26 protein-coding genes are annotated in these 26,790 nt (G+C 53.5%); 9 read left to right on the top strand and 17 right to left on the bottom strand.

Annotated elements, in window-relative coordinates; all coding sequences use genetic code 11:
- The first annotated feature begins 126 nt into the window (after window positions 1-126).
- Genes L977_RS16035 through silA form a run of 4 tightly spaced genes read left to right on the top strand, consistent with a single transcriptional unit; the run spans window position 127 to window position 6,295 of the window.
- A complete protein-coding gene (locus L977_RS16035; protein ID WP_047626191.1) occupies window positions 127-1,512 on the top strand; it encodes an efflux transporter outer membrane subunit in 1,386 nt (461 codons plus the stop codon).
- A 28-nt stretch (window positions 1,513-1,540) separates the two neighbouring features.
- Window positions 1,541-1,882, top strand: a complete 342-nt coding sequence (cusF, locus tag L977_RS16030) for a cation efflux system protein CusF (protein WP_047626189.1) — start codon at window positions 1,541-1,543, stop codon at window positions 1,880-1,882.
- Window positions 1,883-1,893: 11 nt separating this feature from the next.
- Window positions 1,894-3,144: an efflux RND transporter periplasmic adaptor subunit gene (locus L977_RS16025; RefSeq protein WP_047626187.1), complete on the top strand. Its 1,251-nt coding sequence runs from the start codon at window positions 1,894-1,896 to the stop codon at window positions 3,142-3,144.
- Window positions 3,145-3,154: 10 nt separating this feature from the next.
- Window positions 3,155-6,295 (top strand): Cu(+)/Ag(+) efflux RND transporter permease subunit SilA, encoded by a 3,141-nt coding sequence (gene silA / locus L977_RS16020; RefSeq protein WP_047626186.1) that lies wholly within the window; start codon window positions 3,155-3,157, stop codon window positions 6,293-6,295.
- A gap of 42 nt (window positions 6,296-6,337) precedes the next feature.
- Here silA and L977_RS16015 read toward each other — a convergent pair whose 3' ends face one another.
- Window positions 6,338-6,907 (bottom strand): hypothetical protein, encoded by a 570-nt coding sequence (locus tag L977_RS16015; RefSeq protein WP_047626185.1) that lies wholly within the window; start codon window positions 6,905-6,907, stop codon window positions 6,338-6,340.
- Window positions 6,908-7,289: 382 nt separating this feature from the next.
- Here L977_RS16015 and L977_RS16010 point away from each other — a divergent pair, with 382 nt between their 5' ends.
- Both L977_RS16010 and L977_RS16005 read left to right on the top strand, forming a co-directional pair.
- Window positions 7,290-7,733, top strand: a complete 444-nt coding sequence (locus L977_RS16010; protein WP_014883852.1) for a PACE efflux transporter — start codon at window positions 7,290-7,292, stop codon at window positions 7,731-7,733.
- A gap of 149 nt (window positions 7,734-7,882) precedes the next feature.
- On the top strand, window positions 7,883-8,245 hold the full coding sequence (locus L977_RS16005; protein WP_023330429.1) for a DUF4406 domain-containing protein: 363 nt from the start codon (window positions 7,883-7,885) through the stop codon (window positions 8,243-8,245).
- Window positions 8,246-8,277: 32 nt separating this feature from the next.
- Here the strand turns inward: L977_RS16005 and L977_RS16000 are convergent, their stop codons facing one another.
- Complete coding sequence (locus L977_RS16000; protein ID WP_014883850.1) at window positions 8,278-9,039, bottom strand: DeoR/GlpR family DNA-binding transcription regulator; 762 nt, start codon at window positions 9,037-9,039, stop codon at window positions 8,278-8,280.
- An 86-nt stretch (window positions 9,040-9,125) separates the two neighbouring features.
- Between L977_RS16000 and L977_RS15995 the strand changes: the two genes are divergently transcribed.
- Both L977_RS15995 and tam read left to right on the top strand, forming a co-directional pair.
- The gene (locus L977_RS15995; RefSeq protein ID WP_014883849.1) at window positions 9,126-9,710 is read left to right on the top strand and encodes a GDP-mannose pyrophosphatase nudK; all 585 of its coding nucleotides are present in this window, start codon (window positions 9,126-9,128) and stop codon (window positions 9,708-9,710) included.
- Window positions 9,711-9,793: 83 nt separating this feature from the next.
- Complete coding sequence (gene tam / locus L977_RS15990) at window positions 9,794-10,552, top strand: trans-aconitate 2-methyltransferase (protein ID WP_047626184.1); 759 nt, start codon at window positions 9,794-9,796, stop codon at window positions 10,550-10,552.
- Window positions 10,553-10,560: 8 nt separating this feature from the next.
- On the opposite strand, the gene L977_RS15985 is transcribed toward tam, so the two are convergent.
- The 7 genes from L977_RS15985 to L977_RS15955 all read right to left on the bottom strand — a co-directional run bounded on the left by L977_RS15985 (window position 10,561) and on the right by L977_RS15955 (window position 17,148).
- Window positions 10,561-11,751 (bottom strand): cytochrome c biogenesis protein/redoxin, encoded by a 1,191-nt coding sequence (locus L977_RS15985; protein WP_047626183.1) that lies wholly within the window; start codon window positions 11,749-11,751, stop codon window positions 10,561-10,563.
- 135 nt (window positions 11,752-11,886) lie between these two features.
- A complete protein-coding gene (locus L977_RS15980) occupies window positions 11,887-13,185 on the bottom strand; it encodes an ATP-binding protein (RefSeq protein ID WP_047626182.1) in 1,299 nt (432 codons plus the stop codon).
- Window positions 13,182-13,922, bottom strand: a complete 741-nt coding sequence (locus tag L977_RS15975) for a response regulator (protein ID WP_014883845.1) — start codon at window positions 13,920-13,922, stop codon at window positions 13,182-13,184. Before L977_RS15975 ends, L977_RS15980 begins: the two co-directional genes overlap by 4 nt.
- Window positions 13,923-13,966: 44 nt before the next feature.
- Entirely contained in the window at window positions 13,967-14,962 is a 996-nt protein-coding gene (locus L977_RS15970) for an alpha/beta fold hydrolase (protein WP_023330426.1), read from the bottom strand.
- Window positions 14,963-15,108: 146 nt separating this feature from the next.
- Window positions 15,109-15,549 (bottom strand): GNAT family N-acetyltransferase, encoded by a 441-nt coding sequence (locus L977_RS15965; RefSeq protein ID WP_047626180.1) that lies wholly within the window; start codon window positions 15,547-15,549, stop codon window positions 15,109-15,111.
- Window positions 15,550-15,601: 52 nt separating this feature from the next.
- Entirely contained in the window at window positions 15,602-16,186 is a 585-nt protein-coding gene (locus tag L977_RS15960) for a hypothetical protein (RefSeq protein ID WP_047626179.1), read from the bottom strand.
- Window positions 16,186-17,148 (bottom strand): hypothetical protein, encoded by a 963-nt coding sequence (locus L977_RS15955; protein WP_047626177.1) that lies wholly within the window; start codon window positions 17,146-17,148, stop codon window positions 16,186-16,188. The genes L977_RS15960 and L977_RS15955 overlap by 1 nt, the downstream gene beginning before the upstream one ends.
- A gap of 177 nt (window positions 17,149-17,325) precedes the next feature.
- On the opposite strand from L977_RS15955, the gene L977_RS15950 reads away from it, so the two are divergent.
- Window positions 17,326-17,874, top strand: coding sequence for a GNAT family N-acetyltransferase (locus L977_RS15950; protein ID WP_014883841.1), 549 nt, complete (start codon window positions 17,326-17,328; stop codon window positions 17,872-17,874).
- Here L977_RS15950 and L977_RS15945 read toward each other — a convergent pair.
- The 8 genes from L977_RS15945 to L977_RS15910 form a co-directional block, all read right to left on the bottom strand.
- Complete coding sequence (locus L977_RS15945) at window positions 17,862-18,776, bottom strand: bestrophin family protein (RefSeq protein ID WP_023337298.1); 915 nt, start codon at window positions 18,774-18,776, stop codon at window positions 17,862-17,864. The two genes, L977_RS15950 and L977_RS15945, sit on opposite strands and share 13 nt — an antisense overlap.
- Before the next feature lie 201 nt (window positions 18,777-18,977).
- On the bottom strand, window positions 18,978-20,429 hold the full coding sequence (locus tag L977_RS15940; protein WP_047626176.1) for a tagaturonate reductase: 1,452 nt from the start codon (window positions 20,427-20,429) through the stop codon (window positions 18,978-18,980).
- 116 nt (window positions 20,430-20,545) lie between these two features.
- The gene (locus L977_RS15935; protein WP_047626174.1) at window positions 20,546-21,073 is read right to left on the bottom strand and encodes a GNAT family N-acetyltransferase; all 528 of its coding nucleotides are present in this window, start codon (window positions 21,071-21,073) and stop codon (window positions 20,546-20,548) included.
- Between the two features lie 82 nt (window positions 21,074-21,155).
- Complete coding sequence (locus tag L977_RS15930) at window positions 21,156-22,121, bottom strand: sensor domain-containing diguanylate cyclase (protein ID WP_047626172.1); 966 nt, start codon at window positions 22,119-22,121, stop codon at window positions 21,156-21,158.
- 111 nt (window positions 22,122-22,232) lie between these two features.
- A complete protein-coding gene (locus L977_RS15925; RefSeq protein WP_045282105.1) occupies window positions 22,233-23,681 on the bottom strand; it encodes a GGDEF domain-containing protein in 1,449 nt (482 codons plus the stop codon).
- Between the two features lie 107 nt (window positions 23,682-23,788).
- Window positions 23,789-24,151, bottom strand: coding sequence for a DUF4186 domain-containing protein (locus tag L977_RS15920; protein ID WP_047626171.1), 363 nt, complete (start codon window positions 24,149-24,151; stop codon window positions 23,789-23,791).
- Window positions 24,151-25,077 (bottom strand): glutaminase B, encoded by a 927-nt coding sequence (gene glsB, locus L977_RS15915; protein WP_047626169.1) that lies wholly within the window; start codon window positions 25,075-25,077, stop codon window positions 24,151-24,153. Before glsB ends, L977_RS15920 begins: the two co-directional genes overlap by 1 nt.
- Window positions 25,078-25,139: 62 nt before the next feature.
- Complete coding sequence (locus L977_RS15910) at window positions 25,140-26,729, bottom strand: methyl-accepting chemotaxis protein (RefSeq protein ID WP_047626167.1); 1,590 nt, start codon at window positions 26,727-26,729, stop codon at window positions 25,140-25,142.
- Window positions 26,730-26,790 lie beyond the last annotated feature (61 nt).

Below are 26,790 nucleotides of genomic sequence, written 5' to 3'. Positions count from 1 at the left end.
GTGCTCGCGGCCGTTAACAATGACTTACGTTAAAAATGACAACATTGTCATTATCCTGTCACCCGTCAAACAGGATGCGTTCAGTAGAGTGACCCTAAAAATACTCTGGACTTCATTTGAACCATTATGTTCCTGTTAAAACGACTTAGCATCAGTACGGTATTTTTCCTGGCAGGCTGCGTCTCGCTGGCGCCTGAGTACCAGCGACCCGCGTCACCGGTACCCCAGCAGTTTTCGTTATCCCGAAATGGCCTGACACCTGCGGTGGCGGGGTATCAGGATACCGGCTGGCGTCACTTTTTTGTCGACCCCCAGGTCGTTGGGCTGATCAGCGAAGCCCTGGAAAACAACCGCGATTTAAAAATGGCCGCCCTGAAGGTTGAAGAAGCCCGGGCGCAGTTCACGGTGACGGATGCGGATCGTTATCCTCAGCTGAATGCCTCCTCGGGTATCACCTATAGCGGCGGTCTGAAAAGTGACAAACCTGCCTCGCAGCAATACGACGCAGGTCTTGCAGTAAGCTATGAACTCGATTTCTTCGGCAGGCTCAGGAACATGAGCGAGGCTGACAGACAAAACTTTTTTGCCAGCGAAGAAGCCCGTCGTGCGGTGCATATTCTGCTCATTTCTAACGTGTCGCAGAGCTATTTCAACCAGCAGCTGGCCTATAAACAACGCCGTATTGCGCAGGAGACGCTGAAGAATTACCAGCAGTCTTACGCGTTCGTTGAGCAACAGCTGGTGACCGGCAGTACAAACGTCCTGGCGCTGGAGCAGGCCCGGGGGCAGATTGAAAGCACTCAGGCAGAGATAGCCAAAAGAGAGGGTGAACTGGCGCAGGCCAATAATGCCCTGCAGCTGGTCCTCGGAACGTATCGCGCACTGCCGGGCAACAGCGGCATGAACGCCAGCGATATTGCGCCGGTCAGGCTGCCGCCTCATCTTTCATCAGCGATACTGCTGCAGCGCCCGGATATTATGGAGGCGGAGTATCAGCTTAAAGCGGCCGATGCGAATATCGGTGCGGCACGTGCTGCCTTTTTCCCGTCCATTTCACTGACCAGCGGACTTTCAACGGGCAGCACGGAACTCTCCAGCCTTTTCACAACGGGCAGTGGGATGTGGAATTTTATCCCTAAAATTGATATCCCCCTGTTTAATGCAGGCAGAAATAAAGCCAACCTGAAGCTGGCTGAAATTCGCCAGCAGCAGTCGGTTGTGAATTACGAACAAAAAATTCAGTCCGCCTTTAAACAGGTTGCTGACGCGCTCGCGCTGCGGGAAAGTATTAACCAGCAAATTAATGCCCAGCAGCGGTATCTTGATTCGCTAAATATCACCCTGCAACGTGCCAGAGGGTTATATTCCAGCGGTGCGGTGAGCTATATCGAAGTGCTTGATGCAGAACGTTCTCTGTTCTCCACGCAGCAAACTCTTCTCGACCTTATTTATGCCCGTCAGGTGAATGAAATAACGCTCTTCACCGCACTGGGTGGCGGTTGGGTCGAATAAATTCATTTAATTAAACAGGAAAGTAAAAATGCGTAATTCACTTAAAACCGTTGTCCTCGGTGCGATCGCCGTAATGTTTTCTGCCAGCCTTCAGGCCGAGGTTCATCAGCACGCAGGAATGAATGTTGCCAGTGACGGAACCTCAGAGCAGATTATTAAGGGGACCGGCATTATCAAGGATATTGATCTCACGAGTAAAAAAGTCACTATTGCCCATGATGCTATCCCGGCGGTGGGCTGGCCCGCGATGATGATGCGCTTCACCTTTCTTCAGGCTGACGAGAGTATTTCGGCCCTGAAAGTCGGTAGCCACGTTGATTTTTCGTTTGTCCAGCAGGGCAATATCTCTTTACTGAAGAGCATTAAATAGCGAGAAGTAGCATGGCATCTTTAAAAATAAAATACGCTGCCATGATAGTCAGCAGCCTTATTGCAGGAGGGCTGATATCCGTCACGGCATGGCAGCATATTCACGCCTCTGCAAAACCTGAAAATCAGGTTTCTGAAAGAAAGGTACTTTTCTGGTATGACCCGATGAAGCCAGACGTTAAATTCGATAAACCTGGCAAATCACCGTTTATGGATATGGATCTGGTGCCAAAATATGCGGATGAAAATGATGATAAAAGCGGTGCCGGAATACGCATTGACCCCACGCAGGTCCAGAACCTGGGGTTAAAAACGCAAAAAGTCACTCGCGGAACGCTGAATTATAGCCAGACGATCCCTGCCAATGTCAGTTATAACGACTATCAGTTTGTTATTGTGCAGGCGCGGGCGGAAGGTTTCGTTGAGAAAGTATACCCGTTGACGACCGGCGACCATGTCAGGAAAGGCACGCCGCTGATTGATATCACCATTCCGGACTGGGTAGAGGCGCAGAGTGAGTTTTTGCTGTTATCCGGTACCGGTGGAACGCCTGTGCAAATCAAAGGCGTACTTGAACGTCTTCGGCTGGCCGGGATGCCGGATGAAGATATTCAGAAGCTACGGTCGACCCGAACTATCCAGACCCGATTTACCATCAAGGCTCCCATTGACGGGGTGATCACGGCGTTTGACCTGCGCACCGGCATGAATATTTCAAAAGATAAGGTGGTCGCTCAAATTCAGGGGATGGATCCGGTCTGGATCGGCGCGGCGGTTCCTGAGTCTATTGCTTATCTGCTGAAAGACACGTCGCAGTTTGAGATTTCAGTACCCGCTTACCCTGATAAATCCTTCCCGGTTGAAAAATGGAACCTTCTGCCGAGCGTGGATCCCAGCACCCGTACGCTGCAGGTGCGCCTGCAGGTCTCCAACAAAGACGAGCGTCTGAAACCGGGCATGAATGCGTATCTCAAACTGAATACGCAAAGTCCGGAGATGCTGTTGATCCCGTCCCAGGCCGTTATTGATACCGGCAAGGAACAGCGCGTGATTACCGTCGATGAAGAGGGGCATTTTGTGCCGAAACCGATCCACGTTCTGCATGAATCTCAGCAGCAGTCCGGTATTGGTTCAGGCCTCAACGAAGGGGAGACGGTGGTGGTTAGCGGTCTGTTCCTGATTGACTCCGAGGCCAATATTACCGGCGCGCTGGAGCGCATGCGTCACGCTGAAACAGCAGACAACACGCATTCAGGTCATTAAGGGGACGATGATGATTGAATGGATTATCCGGCGGTCCGTCGCCAACCGTTTCCTGGTGATGATGGGGGCGCTGTTTCTTAGCATCTGGGGCGCATGGACCATCATCAACACACCGGTCGATGCCTTGCCCGACCTGTCTGACGTTCAGGTGATTATCAAAACCAGCTATCCTGGCCAGGCCCCGCAGATAGTTGAAAATCAGGTGACCTATCCGCTCACTACCACCATGCTGTCGGTACCCGGTGCCAAAACCGTGCGCGGTTTTTCTCAGTTTGGTGATTCGTATGTGTATGTCATTTTTGAAGACGGTACTGATTTGTACTGGGCCCGGTCGCGCGTACTGGAGTACCTGAACCAGGTTCAGGGCAAACTGCCTGCTGGTGTGAGTTCAGAAATCGGCCCGGATGCCACGGGGGTGGGCTGGATATTTGAATATGCGCTGGTCGATCGTTCCGGTAAGCACGATCTCGCAGAATTGCGTTCTCTGCAGGACTGGTTCCTGAAATTTGAGTTAAAAACCATCCCCAACGTGGCTGAAGTGGCATCGGTTGGCGGCGTGGTTAAGCAGTATCAGATCCAGGTCAATCCGTTAAAACTGGCCCAGTACGGCATAAGCCTGCCGGAGGTTAAGCAGGCCCTTGCGTCGTCGAACCAGGAAGCAGGGGGATCGTCGGTTGAAATGGCGGAAGCAGAGTATATGGTCCGGGCCAGCGGCTACCTACAGACGATAGACGATTTCAATAATATCGTGCTGAAAACCGGTGCGAACGGTGTCCCGATTTACCTGCGCGATGTTGCTCGCGTACAAACGGGGCCGGAAATGCGCCGCGGTATTGCTGAGCTGAACGGGCAGGGGGAAGTGGCGGGTGGCGTGGTGATCCTGCGCTCGGGCAAAAATGCGCGTGAAGTCATTACGGCGGTGAAGGATAAGCTGGAGACGTTGAAGGCCAGCCTGCCGGAAGGCGTCGAGATTGTGACGACCTACGATCGCAGCCAGTTAATCGACAGAGCTATCGATAACCTGAGCGGCAAGCTGATTGAAGAGTTTATCGTGGTGGCCATCGTCTGTGCGCTGTTCCTCTGGCATGTCCGCTCTGCGCTGGTGGCGATTGTCTCTCTGCCGCTCGGCCTGTGTATTGCCTTTATTGTGATGCATTTTCAGGGACTGAACGCCAACATCATGTCGCTGGGGGGCATTGCCATTGCCGTCGGTGCGATGGTGGATGCGGCCATTGTGATGATTGAAAACGCGCACAAACGGCTGGAAGAGTGGGATCATCAGCATCCGGAAGAGCAGATCGACAACGCCACCCGCTGGAAGGTGATCACCAATGCCTCTGTGGAAGTGGGGCCCGCACTGTTTATCAGCCTGCTGATCATCACCTTATCGTTTATTCCCATCTTTACCCTTGAGGGACAGGAAGGGCGACTGTTTGGTCCACTGGCCTTCACGAAAACGTACTCCATGGCGGGGGCGGCCATGCTCGCCATCATCGTTATCCCCATCCTGATGGGCTTCTGGATCCGCGGAAAAATCCCCGCAGAGAACAGTAACCCGCTGAACCGGCTGCTGATTAACGCCTATCATCCGCTGCTGATCAGGGTTCTCCACTGGCCAAAAGCCACCCTGTTGGTTGCAGCCTTATCTATCTTCACGGTTATCTGGCCGCTGAGCCAGGTGGGCGGTGAGTTTTTACCGAAGATCAACGAAGGCGACCTGCTGTATATGCCCTCGACCTTGCCCGGTGTGTCTCCGGCAGAAACGGCGGCGCTCCTGCAAACCACGGACAAACTCATCAAAACGGTGCCTGAAGTGGCGTCTGTTTTCGGCAAGACAGGTAAGGCAGAAACGGCAACGGATTCCGCACCGCTTGAAATGGTGGAAACCACGATTCAGCTCAAACCAGAGGATCAGTGGCGGCCCGGCATGACGATTGACAAGATTATTGACGAACTGGATAACACCGTTCGTTTGCCTGGCCTGGCTAACCTGTGGGTTCCGCCTATTCGTAACCGCATTGATATGCTCTCCACCGGGATCAAAAGCCCGATAGGTATCAAAGTGTCCGGTACCGTTCTGTCTGATATCGACACCACGGCGCAGCGCATCGAGGCGGTCGCCAAAACGGTGCCCGGCGTGGTGTCTGCTCTGGCGGAACGCCTGGAGGGCGGGCGTTACATTGATGTGGATATTAACCGGGAAAAAGCCGCCCGCTACGGAATGACGGTGGGCGATGTGCAGCTGTTTGTCTCTTCGGCCATTGGCGGCGCAACGGTAGGTGAAACGGTGGAAGGCGTCGCCCGCTACCCGATCAATATTCGTTATTCTCAGGACTACCGGAGCAGCCCGAATGCGTTAAAACAGATGCCTATCCTGACGCCGATGAAACAGCAGATCACGCTGGTCGATGTGGCTGATATTAAGGTTGTTTCCGGCCCCACGATGTTGAAAACGGAGAATGCCCGGCCAGCCAGCTGGATTTACATCGATGCACGGGGCAGGGATATGGTATCGGTGGTGAACGACATTAAGACGGCCATCAGTCAGAACGTGAAGCTGATGCCAGGTACCAGCGTGTCTTTCTCCGGACAATTTGAGCTTCTCGAACATGCCAATAAGAAGCTGAAACTGATGGTACCGATGACGGTGATGATCATCTTCATTTTACTGTACCTGGCGTTCCGTCGCGTGGATGAAGCAATGCTGATCCTGATGAGTCTGCCGTTCGCCCTGGTCGGTGGAATATGGTTTCTCTACTGGCAGGGTTTCCATATGTCAGTCGCAACCGGAACCGGATTTATCGCCCTGGCCGGGGTCGCAGCGGAATTTGGGGTCGTTATGCTGATGTATTTACGTCATGCCATTGAAGCGCAACCGGAACTGTCCCGTCGGGAAACGTTCACAGAACAAGGGCTTGATGAAGCACTTTATCATGGTGCCGTGCTCCGTGTGCGGCCAAAGGCAATGACCGTCGCGGTGATCATTGCGGGCCTGCTGCCAATACTTTGGGGGACCGGTGCCGGTTCGGAAGTCATGAGCCGGATAGCGGCGCCCATGATCGGCGGGATGATCACAGCGCCGCTGTTATCGCTGTTTATCATTCCTGCGGCTTACAAGTTGATTTGGTTGCGCAGGCATAAAAAGCCATAAAAAAATCCCGCTGTAATGGCGGGATTTTTGCGAGATGAATGCTTAACGCGCCTGGCTGATAAGCTTGCGCCAGGCTCTGTTATGCAGAGTAAACAGCAGCATCTTATAAAAGGCGGTGGAAAAAATACAGCTGCCGCTAAGCAGTAACATGACGATACTCACTAGCGCCGCGGTCAGACTGACGCCCGGAGAAGTACTCTCGATCAGCGCGGCAAGCAGATAAGCTGCTGTTAACAAAAGGCTTATCACCGCCAGCGTAAAATGTAACCGCACAGCGCGCATGCTGCCTTTGCCAATCATAAACATCGTCACACCGTTAAGGCCAGCGAACAGCAGGGCGACCAGCACAACCCACACGAATACGCGCTCGGCTGGCTGGTCGAGTGCGGTAAGTATGCCGTAACCCAGCCACAGCTGCGGAATGGCGAAACTGACAATCACCCCGAGCGTACTGACCGCCGCCGGAATACCCATGGTATGTAGGCCTACAGGCTTACCCATTTCTTCGGCCAGCTGCGTCTTGATCTGTTGCAGCTGCGTCGGGGCGGCATTGTTTATGTTGACGGCCACCTTGTTACAGTGTTGCAGTCGACGGGATAAAACATTAAACATTTGAATACTCAGCGATTAGGCACACATGTTGATTTATATGATCGTATGGAAAAGATTCCGCTCAAGAGCATCACGGCATTTTTTAATAAGTATCTCGATAAGCGATAGTAGAAGGGAAGGCAACTATGAAGCTTTTGTTGGCTTCATTACGGGCCTCATACTCAATTTAACATAATATACATTATGCGTACTTGCATTAAGTAAGGCGAAATCTGGCGTTTCATGGCTACGTTGACCTGAATGCTGATACCCTCTGAAAGCGTCTCCGTTGACCATCTCACAGTGCCTTCCGCTTTTGCTCAGAGTTTCAATCCTGCATGTTTAGAAAGAGTTGAACGATGCCTGATATACTTCAGCTTTTGGAAAACGCAGCCCTGAGCAAATGGAAATTGAATTAAATAAAAGCGTTAAAGAACGAATCTTCCATGCTGTCATTTTTGAAGTCATAGCTAACGTTATCATCGCGCTGTCGCTTGCCTGGTTGATGAACGTTTCGATACTCCAGTCTGGATCGCTGTCCGTGATATCTGCACTGACCGCGACGGCATGGAATTTTGTTTTTAATAAACTCTTTGACTCGCTGCAGAAAAAATACCGCTTTCAACGAACCTTCCTTGTTCGTGCTATCCATGCGGTGGGTTTTGAAACAGGACTGATCATCACCTTAATCCCCGTTGCGATGGTTATGCTGGATTTACCCATCACTGAGGCATTTTTCGTTGAGATTGGGCTGGTGCTGTTTTTCCTGCCATACACAATGCTGTTTAACTGGCTATACGATTACCTGCGTTGGATGTTCGTTGGACGGAGGCGTTCGGCTTCATAACAATAGCCCTTCTGTCTAAGTGATCAAATGCTCTGCCATGCATGTTTTTGCACGAAAATGCACGAAATACTTTCAAAACGCGGCGGTAATTTCGTAAGATATCGTCTACAAACGTGCAACTTCATGCAATCACACTGACAGAGGTATCTATGACACAACAGCTCATTTTAATTGCCGGTCCCTATCGAAGCGGCACCGATGGCCTTCAGGCGCGCATTGATGAGAATCTTGCGCGTCTCGAAAACGCCGCATTAGCCGTATACCAGCGTGGTCACGTTCCGGTCATTGGCGAATGGCTGGCTCTGCCACTGGCGAAGGCCGCAGGCTCGACATCGTTGGGAGATGACATCGCAGAATCAATGCTTTACCCCGTAGCTCACCGGCTCATCGCAAAATGCGATGCGATTTATCGGATTGCCGGTGCGTCTAAGGGGGCGGATATGGACATTGAAGTGGCCAGGGAACTTGGCCTCACGATTTATACTACGCTGGAGAGCATTCCTCAGGCTTAACGATGACCGTGCCAGTCAGTCATCTGACTGGCTCATGAGGAAGCCAGTACGACCGATACCCCTTTTTCGGATAGCGTATGCACCCAGCCACGATCGGTATCGTCTTCGACGACAAGCGTATTCGCTAAGGATACGTCGCCAATCACAAACGATGACGCCGTATTGATTTTTTCCGGTGAAGCCAGAACAACCGTCTCGGCCGCTCTGCCGGAAAATGCACGTTTGATGCACGCCTCTTCGAAATCGCCCGTGGTCAGCCCTGCTTCCGGATGGATCCCGGTCACGCCCATAAAGAACAGATCGGCATGAATGTTTTCGATACCTTCGATGGCCGCCGCGCCGACTGCAACAATTGAGTGTTTATACAAACGGCCGCCAATCAGAATCACTTCAATAGCGGGATGATTAACCAGCCCCAGAGCAATGCTCGGACTGTGCGTCACCACGGTAATACGCAAATCAGGCGGTAAGAAAGTAATCAGTTCAGAGGTGGTCGTTCCACCGTCAATGATCACTACCTGGCCCGAAGAAATCAGCTGCGCGCCCTTCTGCGCCACCTTTCTTTTGGCATCCATTTTAACGGACTGACGCTCTGCAAAAGGCACAATAGCGGAAGACGACGGCAGCGCACCGCCGTGAACACGCTGTAAACGCCCTTCTGCCGCCAGCTCGCGTAAATCACGCCGGATGGTGTCCTCAGAGACATCAAAGAGAATGCTGAGCGCTTTAGACTGGACCTGGCCTTCGGCGCCGAGCTTCTCAAGTATCAATTGTTTTCGCTGACTGGTGAGCATTCTGGATTCCTGATATTGCATGATAAATCTTGAAACTGCACGTTAATGCTGTTATTAATCGTTACTCTACGTAAGGAGGACAAAACGTGCAATCGAAACGTGCAGATGTGCGCATCATTAACGATGAAATATTGTCAGATAACTGGTACTTACTCAAAAAATATACCTTTGACCATCAACGACGCGATGGCGAATGGCAGCGACAAACCCGTGAAGTTTATGACCGGGGGAATGGCGCGACTATTCTGCTCTACAACCGTGATAAAAAAACGGTGATTCTGACTCGCCAGTTCCGTTTCCCGGTCTTTATCAATGGTCATCAGGGTGATCTGATCGAGGCTGCTGCGGGCCTGCTCGACAATATGGATCCAGAGAGCCGAATAAAGGCAGAAGCGGAAGAAGAGACCGGGTTTAAGGTGTCGAGCGTGCAGAAAATCTTTGAAGCCTATATGAGCCCGGGTTCCGTTACGGAGAAACTCTACTTCTACCTTGCCGAATATCAGCCAAAGGATAAAACCAGCGCAGGCGGCGGTATCAAAGCGGAGGGTGAGGATATCGACGTGCTGGAGCTCCCCTTTGAGGACGCTTTGCGGGGCATTGAAACGGGCATGATTGTCGACGGGAAAACCATCATGCTGCTCTATCATGTTGCACTGAAAGGCATTCTGTAATGTGACCTTGTTGCGGCACCTGTCCCGGTGCAGGTGCCGGCCTGTGCTATCCTTGCTGGTACACGCAAAAAGGAGATCTAAAGATGGCCGACTGGAACCCTTCTCTTTATCTGCAATACGGTGCTGAACGCACGCGTCCTGCCGCTGAGCTACTCGCCAGAATCCCACTGGATGACGTCGCCACCCTCGCCGATTTGGGCTGTGGTCCGGGAAACAGCACGGCGCTGTTGCGCCATCGCTGGCCGAACGCACAGATTACCGGGGTCGATAACTCGCCTGCCATGCTGGAAGAGGCGCGCAGTGCGCTGCAGGGCTGCCGATTTGTTGAGTCCGATATCCGCCAGTATAAGCCGGACCAGGCGCTGAATTTGATTTATGCCAATGCGTCATTGCAATGGGTTCCAGACCATTACGATCTTCTGCCTCACCTTGTTTCTCTCCTCGCGCTTAATGGCGTCCTGGCGATCCAGATGCCGGACAACTGGCTTGAGCCTACTCACGTAGCCATGCGCGAAGTGGCCCTGGAGCAAGACTATCCTGACCGCGGTAGAGAACCGCTGCCTGGGGTCCATGCCTACTATGACATTTTGTCCGAAGCCGGGTGTGAGGTGGATATCTGGCGGACGACCTATTTCCATAAAATGCGCTCGCATCAGGCCATCATTGACTGGGTCAGCGCCACCGGGTTACGCCCATGGCTCCAGGAACTGAACGAGCACGAACAGAAACGTTTCCTGAAACGCTACCATGAACTACTGGAAGAGCAGTATCCGCTCCAGGAAAACGGGCAGATACTGCTGGCTTTTCCTCGGTTGTTTATGGTTGCTCAGCGTCAACCCTGAGGCGGTAATCAGGAACGGGCTTCTTTCAGCAGCTGTTGAATCACCTGTTCCTGTTTATCGTAATTTCCCTCCCCAAAGGAGGTGTAGCGCAGCTGCCCTTTAGCATCAAAGTAATAATGCGCTGGCCAGTACTGGTTGCCGAAAACATTCCAGATTTGGTAATTATTATCCGTCACAACCCGATACGGCAGCTGCCATTTATTCACCGCATTTTTTACCGACGAAATCGGTTTCTCCCACGGATATTCCGGGGTATGAACCCCAATCACGACCAGACCTTGCGACTGATACTTTGTGGCCCAGTCGCGCACATGCGGAAGCGTATGCTGGCAATTAATGCAGTCCCAGGTCCAGAAATCAATCAGGACCACCTTCCCGCGCAGTGATTCAGACGTGACAGTGTCACCGTTTATCCACCCTGTTCCACCGCTCAACGACGGCAGCTGGCTACTCGGCTCGGTCATCACCACCGGCTGGAGCTTCACCGCTTGTGTAGCGGGTTTTGCCAGATTCAGCAGCGTGGTTTCAAGACGGTCCGCCACCCCATTTGCGCCTTTCAGAACAGACGTCATTCCGGTCGCGTTAAAGACGACAGCCGCTAACATCACCACGCCAGCCCCCTGGCGAAGCTTCGCCATCAGCGCCGATTTTGCTCTCAGAGGTGCCATCAGCGTGCGGCCTCCGAGAACGAGTAAACCCAGCATTAACGCGCATCCACTGCCGTAGGCGGCAAGTAACGCCCCTGTCGCGATGGCTGAATGTCCCGCAATATTAAGGCTGAATATCGCCCCCAGAATGGGACCTGCGCAGGGGGACCAGAGCAACCCGACCGCCAGCCCGGCCAGAAAAGCAGATGCCATGCCGCGTGTTTGTCCGCTTCGGGTGTTCAGGACGTTTCCCGCGCTGACTGCTGGCCCGGCAATTCGCTGGGCAAAGGAGGGAAAAATTAACGCCAGCGCGGCCGTAGCCAGAATGATAAGCGCGATCCAGCGTCCAACGACGGTGGCTTCAGCTATCCACTCGCTGGCGACGGTGACAACCATCGCAACCAGGGTGAACATCACGATCATCCCCGCGAGCAGTGCCATAATATGTCGTCTTTGCCCCTGAAAACCGGCAAACAGGAGGGGAATAACCGGGAGCGTACATGGACTGAGCAGGCTTATCATCCCGCCCAGAAAAGCAATTATCAAAAACATAGAGACCTCACGATACAAGTCCTGCGACGCTGCAGTGAGGCTATTTCATCGTGCGGATGTGTTCAGGATATGTGTAAAAGCGCGGGTTTTGTCTGGCTCTGTATCTTCCCGGAAGGCAGATACAAAGCCATACAATTAACGTCGTGGGAGCGTAACGGAGACATCCAGCCCGCCCTCGGCGCGGTTCGCCAGCTTCAGCTTGCCGTCCAGCTGTGCGGTCAGTTGCGCAGCAATTGCCAGACCCAGTCCGGTTCCACCGGTATCACGGTTGCGCGATGTTTCAACCCGATAAAACGGCTGCAATACGGCCTCCAGTTCGGCATCGGGTATTCCCGGGCCGCCATCTATAATGTGGATCACCACCTCACTGGCGGATGAATCATCAATGACAATGTTGGCGCGCTCGCCAAATTTCAGGGCGTTATCCAGCAGGTTGGTCATCACCCGGCGAAGCGCCTGCGGACGCGTCACAATCGGCAAACGGGATTCGCCCGCCTGAAATTGCACGTGTTTACCGATGTCCTGATAATCACAGGCGATGCTGTTTATCCAGGCATTAAGTTCCAGCTTCAGCGATGTCTCTTCCAGTGATTCTGATGACCGGGCATAGGCAATCCCCTCGCGCACCAGACGCGACATATTATCAAGGTCATCCATTAGCTTGTCGCGCAGTTCAGGTTGTTCCGCCATTTCGACCCGCAGCTTCATGCGGGTAATCGGCGTCTGGAGATCGTGCGAAATGGAGGCCAGAATCTGCGCACGTTCCCGGAGATAAGACTGAATACGTGCCTGCATGGCGTTGAAGGCATGGGCAGCCCGTTGTACCTCAAGCGGCCCTTTCTCGGTCATTGGCGTATTGGCCGCCGGTTCCAGGGCGTCAACCGCGCGGGTAAACTGTGAAAAAGGCCGCACAACCTGCCGCACGGCAAACCAGGAGCAGGCCGCGAGCAGCAACAGTTGCAGGATAAGAACAACGGGCAGCCAGCTGGCGACCGGTGGCATGCGCGGGATCAGATCAATGGTCAACGGCGCACCGTCGTGTAACGTAAGATGTGCCTGGATATGTGAAATGGCGCCAGGAACAGCCGTAAAGCTGAGCGGGTATTGTGCTGCCAGTGTCGCTTTTAAGGTACGGATGGCATCCTGGGAACGCTTATCCGTCGGTGCGTTGCCCGGCTCACCCGGACCGAGGATATAACGATAGTTACCCCGCTCAAGGCGCGGCAGCCACGCCGCCCGTTCAGTGGCCGGTAAGCGGTCTAAAATGGCCACGCTGGTCGCGACATCGTATTCCAGGTTACCGAGCATCACCGTGCGGGCGCTGTGCATTCGTTCTATCATGACCAGCGTCAGGCTCAGGGCGTTGGCCAGCAACAGGCCGGGAAGCACAATGATCAGCAAACGGGCCAACAGTGAGCGTGGCCAGAACCTCATTCGTTCGCCTCTTTGATCGTGACCGGCATGGTAAACACATAGCCCTCGCTGCGCACGGTTTTAATATAGGCGGGTGTACGCGCATCTTCATTCAGGCGTTGACGTACCCGGCTGACCAGCAGATCGATAGAACGTTCAAACAGTTCGGCGTCGCGCCCCTGCGTCAGGTTGAGCAGCTGATCGCGAGTCAACACGCGCTGAGGATGATCGAGGAAAACGCGCAGCAGGCGATACTCCGCCCCGCTGAGCGCCACAATCACCCCTTCCGGGTCTATCAGGTGGCGGGCAACGGTATCGAGCTCCCATTCACCAAACGTCACCAGTCGCCCTGCTTCTGTTACCTGTAAATTGGGCGGCATTGTACGAAAACGGCGTAAAATCGCTTTGATTCGCGCCAGCAATTCGCGCGCAACAAAAGGCTTCACAACGTAATCATCCGCCCCCATCTCCAGCCCCAGGATCCTGTCCGTCTCCTCATTACGCGCCGTCAGCATCAGGATAGGCAGATCTTTATGTTTGCCGACACGCAGTTGCCGACACAGCGTAAGACCGTCATCGCCGGGCATCATGACGTCCAGCACCACCAGGTCGATATGCTGTTTATCCAGCACGGCGCGCATCTCCTTGCCGTTGGCCGCGCCGGAGGCGCGATAACCGGACTTAACGAGATAGTCGACAATCAGTTCACGAATATCCCTATCGTCATCGACGACAAGGATATGGTCAATATGCTCCACCGAAATCTCCAGACTGAAGGGTAACGTATTGAAAATAGCACATTTCAGAGTTTATCTGCGTCGACCACAGCGTTAACGAAATCCTGCGGATCTTCCTGAGGCGGATTGTGACCCACTGTCGCCCCAAAGGTGCGGTGTTCATACTTACCGGTAAATTTACCCGCGTAGGCCTGTGGTGCCGGATGCGGTGCCCCGTTATTTCCGCCTTCGATGGTGATCGTTGGTACGGTGATATTCGGCAGCGCGGCCAGTTTTTGCTCGTAGCTGTCGTATTTGCGCTCACCTTTTTCCAGCCCTAAGCGCCAGCGGTAATTGCTGAGCGTCACCGCGACGTGATCCGGATTATCGAGCGATTTGGCGCTGGCGTTGAAGGTTGCATCGCTAAATTTCCAGTCCGGTGAGGCCTGCGACCAGATCAAACGGGCAAAGTCATGCGTGTTTTTAGCGTAGCCTTCCGCACCGCGCTCGGTGGCGAAGTAAAACTGATACCACCACTGCTGCTCTGCTTTTGGCGGCAACGGTTGTTTGCCAATCTGCTGGCTGCTGATGAGATACCCACTCACCGAAACGAGCGACTTAACGCGTTCTGGCCACAGCGCCGCAACGATATCCGCGGTGCGGGCACCCCAGTCGTAGCCTGCAAATACGGCCTGTTTAATATTCAGGGCGTCCATCAGATTAACAATATCTTTCGCCATCGCAGACGGCTGGCCGTTGCGCGGGGTTTTAGCTGACAGGAAGCGAGTGGTACCGTAGCCGCGCAGAGAAGGCACAATGACACGGTAACCTTTTGCCGCGAGTGCGGGAGCGACTTCAGCATAGCTGTGAATATCGTAGGGCCAGCCGTGTAATAAAATGACCGGTTGACCGTCTTTCGGGCCGATGTCGACATACCCGACGTTAAGGTCGCCGGCGTTAATTTGCTGCGGGTGGTCAAAGGCTGCCGTGAAGCTGGTGCCGGTGACTTCGGCCTGACAGGACATCACGGTGCCAAGAGAAACGGTCAGAGCAAGGGTCGAGTAAGCGAGTTTGCTGAACATATTTGGTATCTCCGATTAAGTTCAATTCACGGGGATATAACAACACCTCAATGTATAGCGGATATGTGCGAAAGCGGGTTTATTGCAAGCCTGTGTATGTATCAGGAAAACAGATACAGTGTGATACAAACACAGGCGTTTTAGCCTTAAAGGGAAAGGCGATAGCGAACGTAATCGTCGGCCTCACCGTATTGATCGTAGAGTTTACGCGCCGGGTTATTCTCCCGGGTGACCCAGTACAGTTTTGACCACCCATCACGCTTACCTTCTGCAATCAGGGCATCTATAAGCGCTTTGCCCGCCCCCGCGCCGCGTTCGACAGCATCAACAAACAGATCTTCCAGGTAGCAAATGGGCGCTGTTGACCAGGTTCCTTCGTGCAGAATACACATTGCGAAACCGATCACTTTTTCGTCCTTCTCTACCACGCGGCAGAACATCGACGATTGCGCTGAGAGCGCCCTCTCCCAGGTTGATGCGGTAACGGATTCCTCAAGATAGCACTCATAGAAATGGGTATAGCCATCCCACAGCGGTCGCCATTGAGAATAATCATCTTCGCGTAGCGGTCTTACCGTAACTGCCATGTGTTCCTCGCAATACCTGTTAATTGCCATAGTGAAACAGCGTAGGGTCGTATCACCTTTTTAATCGCATTTTGCGGGCCAGACGGGCAAGACGCTGCGTACGGCAGTAGAGCGTAAAGAGCACGAACCCTCTTCCATTCATCACCACTCTGCAAAGTACCAACGCGAAGAAGGCAATGACCAGTGGCCAACTACTTCCGTGATGGGCAAGCAAGAGATATACCGCCTGAACGACGGTTATTATCAGCAAAATAAAGAACAGCGCCAGAAATCCCGCTAACCCTGACGTTAATCCCCGAGCCAGAAGTACGCTTGTGATGATGAGCGCGCCAATCATGACCAATGACGGAAAGAAAAAGCTCAGTGCATGGTGTAAAGGTGATAAGCCCGGAAACGCATGGAGAAAAGGCAGAAGATTAAATGCAAAAGCCACTAAAAACAGAGGAAGCAGCACCGCTACCGGATAAGGGTTTTGACGTGGAAGCTCATTGAGTGGCCGGGAAAAATAACGTTCAAGCTCGGGAGTGGAATGGTTCAATAGATGGATATCATGATGAGAAATAGCCTCTTCTAACTCCCTTCCATGCTGCAGAAGATCCTGGAAAACTTTCCCGGTCAAAAAAGTAAGAAATCTCATCAGAATACCGCCAACGACTGAATGGTACCGATAATGTATTTACCCGTACGTGGTATGTTATCGGGCGCGGCAACAACACCGCTTACAGCACTTCCTGCCAGCGCCGCGGCGCTTGTAACCACTTGTCCAAGTTGACGTGTAAGTTCTACCTGTACTGGTCCGGTTGGAAAGCGTTTCGGGTAAAGACCCGCGCGAATGAGAGCCTTAATTTCTTTGTTACTTATTCCTGGGTTCTGCGCTCGAATTATCAGCTCTGTCAATCGCGCACGATCCTGCCGGGGATAGCTTTTTAACCACTCAGTGGCTTTTAAGGAGGAGACAGATTTCATTGCTCGCCATGTAGTAACGGCTTCTTTTAAAGCGCCGCCAGCACTTGCCAACGAAATGATATCCAGGGAAGTCGAGGTAGCAACGTACCATTCTTGTGAATCGAGCCAGGCAACATTTCCGCCACCGTTTTCAACCAAATCATAGATACGATATAGGCCGTTAACGCATTGCAACCCGGTCGCCATGGTGCCTGCATAGCCAATAGCGACTAAAACACCACTCCCTCCTGCTGTAAGGGGGGCTGCCGCCGTACCTGCAAGCATGACGCCACCAGTAATGATCATTGCACCGCATGAAAGTACCGTCGATGCAAGCTCAGTGCCCATAGATGTGGAAGTTACAGCATCAGTTAGGGATTTACCCACACTAGATGTGGATGGTTGTGATGTTGCTTTGGACACAATAATGTGGGTAACAATTCCACTTTGCCCATTAGCATGACGCTTGCCAGAGCGAACCAGGTAGCGTTGAGCACCATCAGAATAAATGATCCCCGCTTGCGCGAATTCGCGATTACAGTCCATAGCGGAGCCAAGCGCTTTGAAATCAAAATCTGCGGCCCCCAACCCTGCCACGCGCGCATAATCATAGCTGGGTAAATTTGTCTCAGGATTCATTCCAGGCAAAACCATACATTTCTCCTTATGTGTGTGGGCAAGCTGCTTTCAGCTAATCTGACGGAAATCAAACGATCTGTAGTGCAAAATATTGGTAGAAAATAAGTTACAGCGCAACTAACCAGAATCTGATAGAACTGAAAATACCAGAACCCAAACAAAAACATAACGCTTAAATACGGAGATCCGCGGATGACAATACCTACGCTCACGACTGAACGCTTACTGTTAAAACCGCTGGTTGCCGAAGATGCTGTCCAGATACAGAAGCTATATCCGCGGTGGGAGATCGTGCGTTATATGGTCTCTTCGGTGCCCTGGCCTTACCCGGATAACGGTGCGGAAAATTATGTTAACAACGTGGCGCTGCCCGATATGGCAAAAGGGATTGCCTGGTTCTGGAGCATCCGGCGTCGCGAAGTACCGGATGAACTCATGGGTATTATCTGCCTGTACGATATTGAAGATAACAACCGCGGATTCTGGCTGGCACCGGAGTTTCAGGGTAAAGGCTATATGCGGGAGGCGAGCATTGCGGCGACGGATTACTGGTTCAATACGCTGAACAAAGCGGTGTTGCGTGCGCCGAAGGCCGCCGCCAACAGCCGCTCACGTCGTATTTCAGACAGCAGCGGCATGCGGCTTGTCAGAACGGAAAAGAAAGCCTACGTCAGCGGTATGCTGGACTCCGAACTGTGGGAGATCACCCGCGACGAGTGGAACGCCCGTCAGGTCAGCTGATAATGCTTATCTGGCATCAGCCTTTCCGGAATGTTCTCTTCATCGTTCATCTGCAGCAGATCGCGTTCCATATTGTTGCAGATGGCGTCCAGCGGCAGGTCGTTATCTTCCGTACCAAACGGATCTTCCAGCTCTTCTGCCAGGGTATCCAGCGAGATAAAGGTGTAAGAGATCAGCGCGGAGACAAACGGTGTCATGTAATGCAGGTCCACAACCAGTGCGAACGGCAGCATGATGCAGAACAGATATACCGTGCGGTGCAAAATCAGCGTATAGGCAAACGGCACTGGCGTCGTCGCGATACGCTCGCAGCCGGAAAGGACGATGGACATGTCGTTCAAGCGGTTGTTCAGGCTATGGAAAAGAATGTCCGAAAGCTGACCGTTACGCCGCCGCACGGCAAGCCACTCCCCCATGATCAGTAGAATACGGTTGGCCGGCGAGTTGGCAGCCATCACGTGACGTAAATCATCCGCAGCAAGATAACGAGCGAGTTCGTCAGCGTTAAGTTCCCGGCGCAAGGTCATACGCAGGCAGTTGGCAAAGGCAATCTGCAGGCGAACAAACTCACCCAGATGTTTATCGTCAGGCAAGGTGTTTTTTACCTCGCGAAACAGCGAGCGTGCCGCTATCATCAACTGCCCCCAGAGCAGTCGAGCCTCGACGTAACGTGAATAACAGGCGTTGTTTCTGAAACCCAGAAAGATAGCGATCGCCACGCCGAGAATGCTGAAGGGCGCGACGGTAAATTTGATGCCCAGCGAGGTGTACCACGGCAGCATCAGGATCACGGCGATAGAAAGCAGGAAGTTGAGCAGCAGTCGGGTATAGATTTTGGGAAGTACCGAACCGTGCCAGACAAAAATCAGTTGTAGCCAGTGCTGTTTAGGACGAACAATCATAGTGAGTTTCAGGCAAGAAAAGAGCGTGGCTATTAAACGTGATCCCCCTCACGGTTGCAAGCATGTTAACGGGACATTGCATTTCCCCATCTGCAAAGCGAAACATGCACGGTGCTGATTTTCTTTTTTAAAAACGGAGTAAATAGTATGTTGTAACTAAAACAGATTCTATTTAAACCCGGCCGCAGCCGGGTGACGTGATTAGCAAAGTGGTTTCACCACTGCGCGCATTCCCTTCAGCAGAATGGCATCAAGATCCAGCGTCACCTGGTCCACCAGGCCGTTCACCTGCGTCAGGTCCAGCTCCCAGTGCTCTCTCTCGCTCAACACAGCCTGCACCAGTTCACGGGTACTTATCTGATTATCGCGGTGCCGCGCCCATAACTGCTGATAGCATTCCAGCCAGTACGCATCATCCTGTACCGGATAGCCCTCCCCGTTACGCTCCGCGCGATAAAACGCAATCAGGGCCGCTAACGCAAACGTCAGACGGGGTGGTAACTGCCCCCTGACCTTCTGCCCGGCCAGCAATTGCGGCAGAATGCGGGTGCGGTATTTAGTCATGCCGTTGAGCGCAATCGAGAGCAACTGGTGTCTGATGTAAGGGTTCCGAAAACGCCCTGTTACCGCGCTGGCGAACGATTCCAGTTCATCACGTGGCAGATCGAGGACCGGAATAATTTCCTGATAAATCGCTTTTTCGACGAAGGCACAGATATCTGCATCATTCATCGCCTCACCGACCGTATCCAGCCCCGCCAGGAACGCTACCGGCACCAGTGCCGTATGCGCACCATTCAGGATGGCGACTTTACGCTCTTTGTAGGGTTTGATGTCATCCACAATCAGCACATTAAGCGGATACTTATTCAAACGCAGTTCTCGGGCAAGGAATGCAGGCCCCTGAATAACAAACAGATAGAAGTGTTCTGCGGTATCCAGGAACGCATCGTGATATCCCAGCTCAGCTTCCAGCGCGGCCGCTTCATCGCGCGGGTAACCGGTCACGATACGGTCAACCAGCGTTGAGCAGAAATGGTTTGCTTCATTTAGCCACTGGATGAAAGCGGCAGGCAGCGCCCACTCCTGCGCATAACGCAAGACCAGTTCACGCAAGGCGTCTCCGTTGTAGTCTATCAGCTCACACGGAATAATGATCCAGCCCTTATCGGTCGCACCATTGAAGTGGCTGAAGCGCTCAAACAGCAGGCGCGTCAGTTTCGCCGGATAGCTCACGGCAGGCGCATCGTCGAATTTGTCACCCGCGTGATAGCCGATCCCGGCCTCGGTGGTGTTAGAGAAAACAAAACGCATATCGGGGTTGTGGGCCAGTTTCAGGAACGCATCATACTGGCTGTAGACGTCGATCTCCCGGTTAACCGAGCGGATAAGACGGCTCTCACTTACCGTTTCGCCCTGCTCATTCAGGCCGCGAATGATGGTGGTATAGAGGCCATCCTGGGTGCTCAGCGAGGGCGGGAAAGCACTCTGAATGGGGCGAACGATAACCACACCGGCATTGAGATCGGTATGTTCATTTAGCAGGTCAATTTGCCAGTCGACAAACGCACGCAGGAAGTTGCCTTCACCAAACTGGATGATGCGTTCAGGGTATTGAGCACCGGGAAAATCACGACGGTTAAGCGTGTTCACAATGGGTTCCTTTTATGATTAGTCATACAGCCTGATAAGATTGGTACGATAACTTATCAAAACTTTCCGACCAGGAACCCTGTTTCGATCAATTCACGGCGTAGTTGTGACGAAAATTATAAGAATTTGTAGAACACGGACGTAGCCGTCATGGCACCGTCCGGCATCAGGGCGTACCGCGGGATCTCACCGACCTTTTGCCAGCCGGCACGCTGATAAAACGTCTCAGCGCCGCTGCCGGTGGAGGTATCGAGTACCAGAACCGAAATATTTCTGGTGCGGGCTTCAGCCTCAAGCGCTTCCATCAGCGCCATCGCGGCCCCTTTGCGACGCGCTTTTTCATGTACCAGAAGTTTTGCAACATCGGCACGATGAGGTTGATTCTCAGGCTGGTCGGTAATCAGTTGCACCGTTCCGATAACGCCCAACTGGGGATCAACGCTGGCAAGCACAACGCGCTCATGGCGCCCTACGCTTTCAGCAATACCGAGCCAGAATGAACGGGCCTTCTCGAGGCTAAACGGCAACATGAAGCTGACGGATGCGCCGCCGGTCACGCAGTTTTCGAGGATCCCGGCCAGCGCATCAAGATGAGTGAGAATGTCGTCACGGGTGAAGTTTTGGATATGCAGTGAGGTATTCATTGTTTGTCCTTACGTTGAATACCCACACTTTGCATTTAACATTTTCTTAACGCAATCGGGTCAGTCATACGCTTTTATTATATCACCGCCCGCGCTGCCGCTGCTGCTTCATGGCATACATTTTTGCATCGGCATCGTTGAGCCACTTTTGCAGGTCGTTACTGTTGTGATCAAATTCACTCAGCCCCCAGGAGAACTTCAGCGACCATGGGTGTAACTTGCGCGCATTGTAGTTTTCGACCTGCTCGGCGAGATACTGCATGGCAATCCACGCCCCCTGCTCATCCGTGTCGGCAAACAGCACCGCAAACTCATCGCCACCGAAACGAACCAGCAGATCCGCTTCACGGAAAGAGGTACGCATCAGTTGCGCCATGACTTTAAGCGCCTTATCCCCCTCCTCATGCCCGTAACGATCGTTAATCTCCTTAAACCGATCCAGATCCAGCCATCCGAGCGTCAACGGCTCAGCACGGCGTCGGGCAATGGAAAGCGTGAACCGCACAAGCTGATTAAAGCCGCGTCGGTTGAATAACCCGGTCAACTCATCCGTGGTCGCCGCGCTGATGGCGGCAAACTCATCCTCAGCCAGCGCGCCCAGGTCACCCAGTACGGCGAGATCGACCGCTGAAAACTCGCGAGGAGCGTAATCAATCAGGCAAAGCGAGCCAACGCTTGCGCCGTCTCGTAAGCGCAGCGGGAAGCCCGCGTAAAAACGCACGCCGGGCTCACCGGCCACCAGCGGGTTATCCGCGAACCGGTCATCCTGACGCATATCCCCTACCACCAGCGGAGCTTCAGCGAGGATCGTATGGCCACAGAAAGAGATGTTACGCGGAACGGAACCGGGTGCCTGTCCATCCGCCGATTTCACGATCAGCGAGTGCTCATCAATAAGATTGACCATCGCCAGTGGCACCTGGAAAAAGCGTTTCGCCAGGCGCGTTAAGCGGTCAAACGCCGGGGAACTGTCGATCTCAAGCAGACCCGATTCGCGCAGCGAGTGAAGTCGGTCTGTTTCATTTTCAGGTGTTGCAGGTGCTTTCATAATGTCTCCTGACGTAAAGCGTTACTCAAAGCGTAGCTTAAACAGAGACATTGTCAGTGTGCGAATATCCTGTTAAGCCGCTATCTAATTCACGTCAATGCCTTATAACGATTAACGCAGCTCAGTTTCATTCCCGGCACTGGCGGCAAGTTGCTCATCCGCCAGCCGGGCGCTGGTACGATTTCGACCCGCCTTTTTTGAACGATAAAGATGATCGTCCGCCTCGGCCATCAGCTTGTTGAAGACCTCCGTCAACTGCCATGACTCCGCCTTTCCGCTTCCGAGGCCAATACTGACCGTCAGGTAAAGCGTCTGCTGACGCCAGGTGAAAGGATGGCTGGCCACGGTACTCCTGATACGTTCCGCCAGTGCATAGCCGTGTTGTTCATCGCCCGAATTAACGACCACAGCAAACTCCTCTCCCCCCATGCGGGCCACCATCCCGTCTTCACCAACGACCTGCTGAACCTGGCGGGCAAAGGATGCCAGCACGCGGTCGCCGCACTCATGACCGTAGTTATCATTGATGCTTTTGAAGTAATCAATATCGAGCAGCATGACGGTCAGAAAACGTGGATGACGGTGCGTTTCTTCGCGTTTTAGCGCCTCGTAAAGCCCGGAACGCGAGTAGACGTGGGTCAGAAAGTCATAATCCGCCCGCAGGGATACCTGACGGATCAGGGAATTAATCGCCGCCATGCTGACGGAGACCATCACCGGGCAGATGGCCATCGTGGCAATACCCAGCCGCGCAGAAAACATCATCGGGGTCGAGAGCGGTGTCGCCACGGCGATATTTATGATGGAGTTGGCGACCAGAATGATTTCAATCGCCCCTGTAATAAACGTCAGCAGGCAGGTCGCAGGCAGCGAGTAGCGTACCGCACACCAGATAAGCGCAGGCAGCGGAAATGCGAGGCTTCCCGCTCCGCCAATCACCACCGAGGCAGCCACCGAAACAACCAGCGCGATGATCGGTAACAGTTTCTCCAGATTTACCCTGAGTTCCCGCACCGGCAAACCGAGGGTAAGTATGCACGGCACAACGAGTACGCCAGTGGAGAATTGTTCGCTAAACCAGTCGGCAAACAGCGGCCAGAAGGTATGACTGTCTATCCCCACGGACCCGAACGCACCGAGCAAGGCACACAGCAGCGCAGCAATCAGGCAGTAGTTAAACAGCCGTAATGCGTTGAGCGGATCGGGGGTTTTCTTCATCAACCGTCTGTCACGCTGAACCAGCACGGCGACAACGACGATAAAGATCATATTAGACAGGTTTATGACCACCGAGGCCATTCCCCAGTTAGTCGTCACCGCGTCGTACATCAGCATCGCGACATAACATACCGCGTAGTAATGCAGGCGATGCAGAAACACATAACGGGCAAAGATCCCTGCCATAACGCCATTCAGCGGCCAGAACAGGGATAAGGCCTCGACCAGCCGCAATTCCGCGCCCACAAAATAAAAGAGAGTGGTGAGAATAAATATCGCCGAGGCATTACGCAGCGGCGTGTCGGGTTGGAACAACCTGAAGGCGGTGAGAGCAGAACGCATTAAATATCATTCCATATGAATGCTTATGGCAAATATTGCGGTCGTCAGCATGATCGGGACTAACTTAACCTGCATCTATAACACAATTACAACAGGATCATAACTCGTCAAATTTGGCTGTTCATCTGTATCACCAGCCAGTGGTGGATCACGCTGACGATATAATGTTGTTGCTGCGCAGTCAGTTGCACGCCCTGGGGAATATTATGCCATTTTGCCAGACAGCCCCGGCAGCAGGTCGCCGTGGCATGCTGGGCGATAAATACCGGGTGACCGCGCATGGGCGTCTGTTTACCGTCGTTGGCAGGTTGCGCCGGTACAAGGCGTTTTTTAACGAAATCCGCAGCATGCTGGTCAATGGTGTCGGGTCCTTTGTCCCAGCAGTACTGCCGTTCTTTATTGCCTAAACGAAAGCGCGAGCGAAACGTCGATCGCGCCAGGCGGGAAAAAAGCGGATCCAGGTCGGACATCAGTATACGGAACGTCCCAGACGTTGGGTCAGTTTCTCCAGCACCGCCACACCGGCAAGTGAATTTCCCGTTTCATCCAGCTCCGGGCTCCAGACGGCAATCGCCATTTCATGCGGCACAATCGCCACGACCCCGCCGCCAACGCCGGATTTGGCCGGAAGCCCAACCCGCCAGGCAAACTCGCCCGCGTTTTGATACATGCCGCTGGTCGCCATCAGGGCGTTGACCTGCCGCGCCTGCAGTGGGGAAACGACGTCCTGATCGAGATGCGGCGCGTGCCCCTGGTGCGCCAGAAACAGGAACGTCTGGGCCAGCTCAACGCAGCTCATTTTCAACGCACAGTAGTGGAAGTAGTTTTGCAGTACGGTCGCCACGTCGTTATGAAAGTTGCCGAAGGATTTCATCAGCCAGGCGATGGCCGCGTTACGGGCGGAGTGCTCAAACTCCGAGCGGGCCACTACCGAATCATAGGCAAGATCGTCAACGCCCGAGAGCTGACGAACAATCTCCAGCATTCGCTGACGCGGTGCGCTGAGACGGCTTTGCAGCATATCGCAGACCACCAGCGCCCCGGCATTGATAAAAGGGTTACGCGGTTTACCCTGCTCGATTTCAAGCTGAAGCAGCGAGTTGAAAGGCTGGCCGGACGGATCTTTACCGACACGCTGCCAGATCTCGTCTTCCTCGTACTGGCGCATCGCCGCAACCAGGCTCAGCACTTTCGAAATTGACTGAATCGAAAAACGTTCAGTGGCATCCCCTGCCTGGTATCGCTGTCCGTCGATGGTACAGATCGCAATCCCCAGCCTATTACCGCTGACCGAGGCAAGAGCCGGAATATAGTCGGCAACCTTACCCTTTCCCAATAACGGACGAACCTGCGCCAGAATCTCGTCCAGCATCTCATTATGGATGACCGCAGCCACTCTTTGCTCCTTGCCCTCAGGCTAAAACGGGCTGCGAGTATAACAGAGGCTTATGTATTGCGTCAGGCGCTAAGACGAAAACGCGAAACGGCCTGCAATAAAAGATCGGATTGCTTTTGCAGTCGCTCAGAGGCCTCTGAGGCGTCAGAAACCAGCAGATCCGTCTGGCGGGAAACCTGATTCAGCGCCTGAAGCTGACGCGTCATCTGGTGAATACTCTCCCCCTGACTGAGCGTAGCGGTTGAGATTTCATTCAGCAAACTGCTTAAATTGCCGACCAGACCGGTGACCTGCTGCAAATTGTCTTCCATCAAATTCACCGCGCGGGATCCGTCTTCAATGCCCTGCAAAGAGCGATTGATAAGTTCCTGGATGGTCTGCGTTGAGTGGCTACTTTTTCTGGCAAGCAGGCCGACTTCCCGGGCGACAACGGCAAACCCGCGCCCGTGGTTACCGGCATGGGCGGCTTCAATGGCGGCGTTTAACGCCAGAATATTGGTCTGAAACGCCACGCTGTCGATCATCGCCACGATCCCGCGCATTTCAGAAGATCGCTCGACGATCGCCTGCATGGACGCATTCACGGTCGACATCATCTGGTCACCGCCTACCGCGGCCTGACGCGCTTCGTCCGCGCGCGAGCTGGCGAGTCTGGCGTAGCCGGTATTCCCTTCCACATGCGTTTCCAGCGTCGCGATATGGGTCGTGACCTCTTCCAGCTCTTTTGCCTGACGCGCCGATTGCTGATACAGCTTCTGATTCCCCTGCGCCAGGGAGCCGATATTTTCAACCATTGCGGTCGTGGCATGGCTGACCTGGGTCACCAGCTGCTGCAGACCGTGCTGCATGGTGGCGATACTGTCGCTAAGCTGCCCCGTCTCACGATTAAAACGCCTGACGGCAGGCGGCGTACCGGATAGATCTCCGGCTGCCAGCTGGTTAATATGCGCAATCAGTCGACGTAACGGCGTGATCACCCACCTGGACATGCCGAACCAGACGGCAACCGCGATGGCGAGCAGTAAAACCGGCGCAAACAGGAACAACGTCTGCAGCCTTGAAAGCTGCGTCATAAGTCCCTGACGCCCCTGCATGGCCTGCTTCTCGCTGGCCTGCTGATAACGGGCGTAGTTATCGTTGAAGTCGCTCTGAAACGCCTGGGCCGGGACAGCAAAAAAGGCATCAATGGTGTGGGTTCTGACAAGCGCTTCCGATTGCTCTTTAATGGCACCGTAGAAAAGCTGATAGCTGTTCACCAGGGCCTCATCTTCCGGAGGATTGAGTGCCCGCCAGGCTTGCCACGCCTGCTGAGAAACCGCCAGCGACGCTTGCGCCTCATCCATCAGACTGTGCCAGCTTCCTTCTGAACCGGTCTCTTTATCCTGCATAAACCAGACGCCGGAGCGGTTAAGCAGATCGCTTGCCGCCAGCAGGGAGACACGCGCCAAATCAAGCTTGCTCTGTTGCTGATACGCCAGCAGATTTTGCCGCTCGTTGCGCTGAGCGTCCTTCAGGGAGGCGTTAAGCAGAAAAGATGAGGAGAGTTGCAGTGCGGAGAAAAGGCCAATAATACAAAAGATACCCGTCAGCAGGCCAAATTGACGTGGGATACAGCGCTGCGCAATACGACGAAAAATTTGCGTTAGGTTCATGATTTTCTTCAGTAACAAGACGTTAGACGCGTGCGAGTCTACGAAACGAAAATGACAGAAC

The organism is Enterobacter sp. ZOR0014 (assembly GCF_000798855.1).
Lineage (GTDB): Bacteria > Pseudomonadota > Gammaproteobacteria > Enterobacterales > Enterobacteriaceae > Enterobacter > Enterobacter kobei.
Note: the sequence above shows the minus strand (reverse complement) of the source record. Positions and strands in the feature narration are given on the sequence as shown.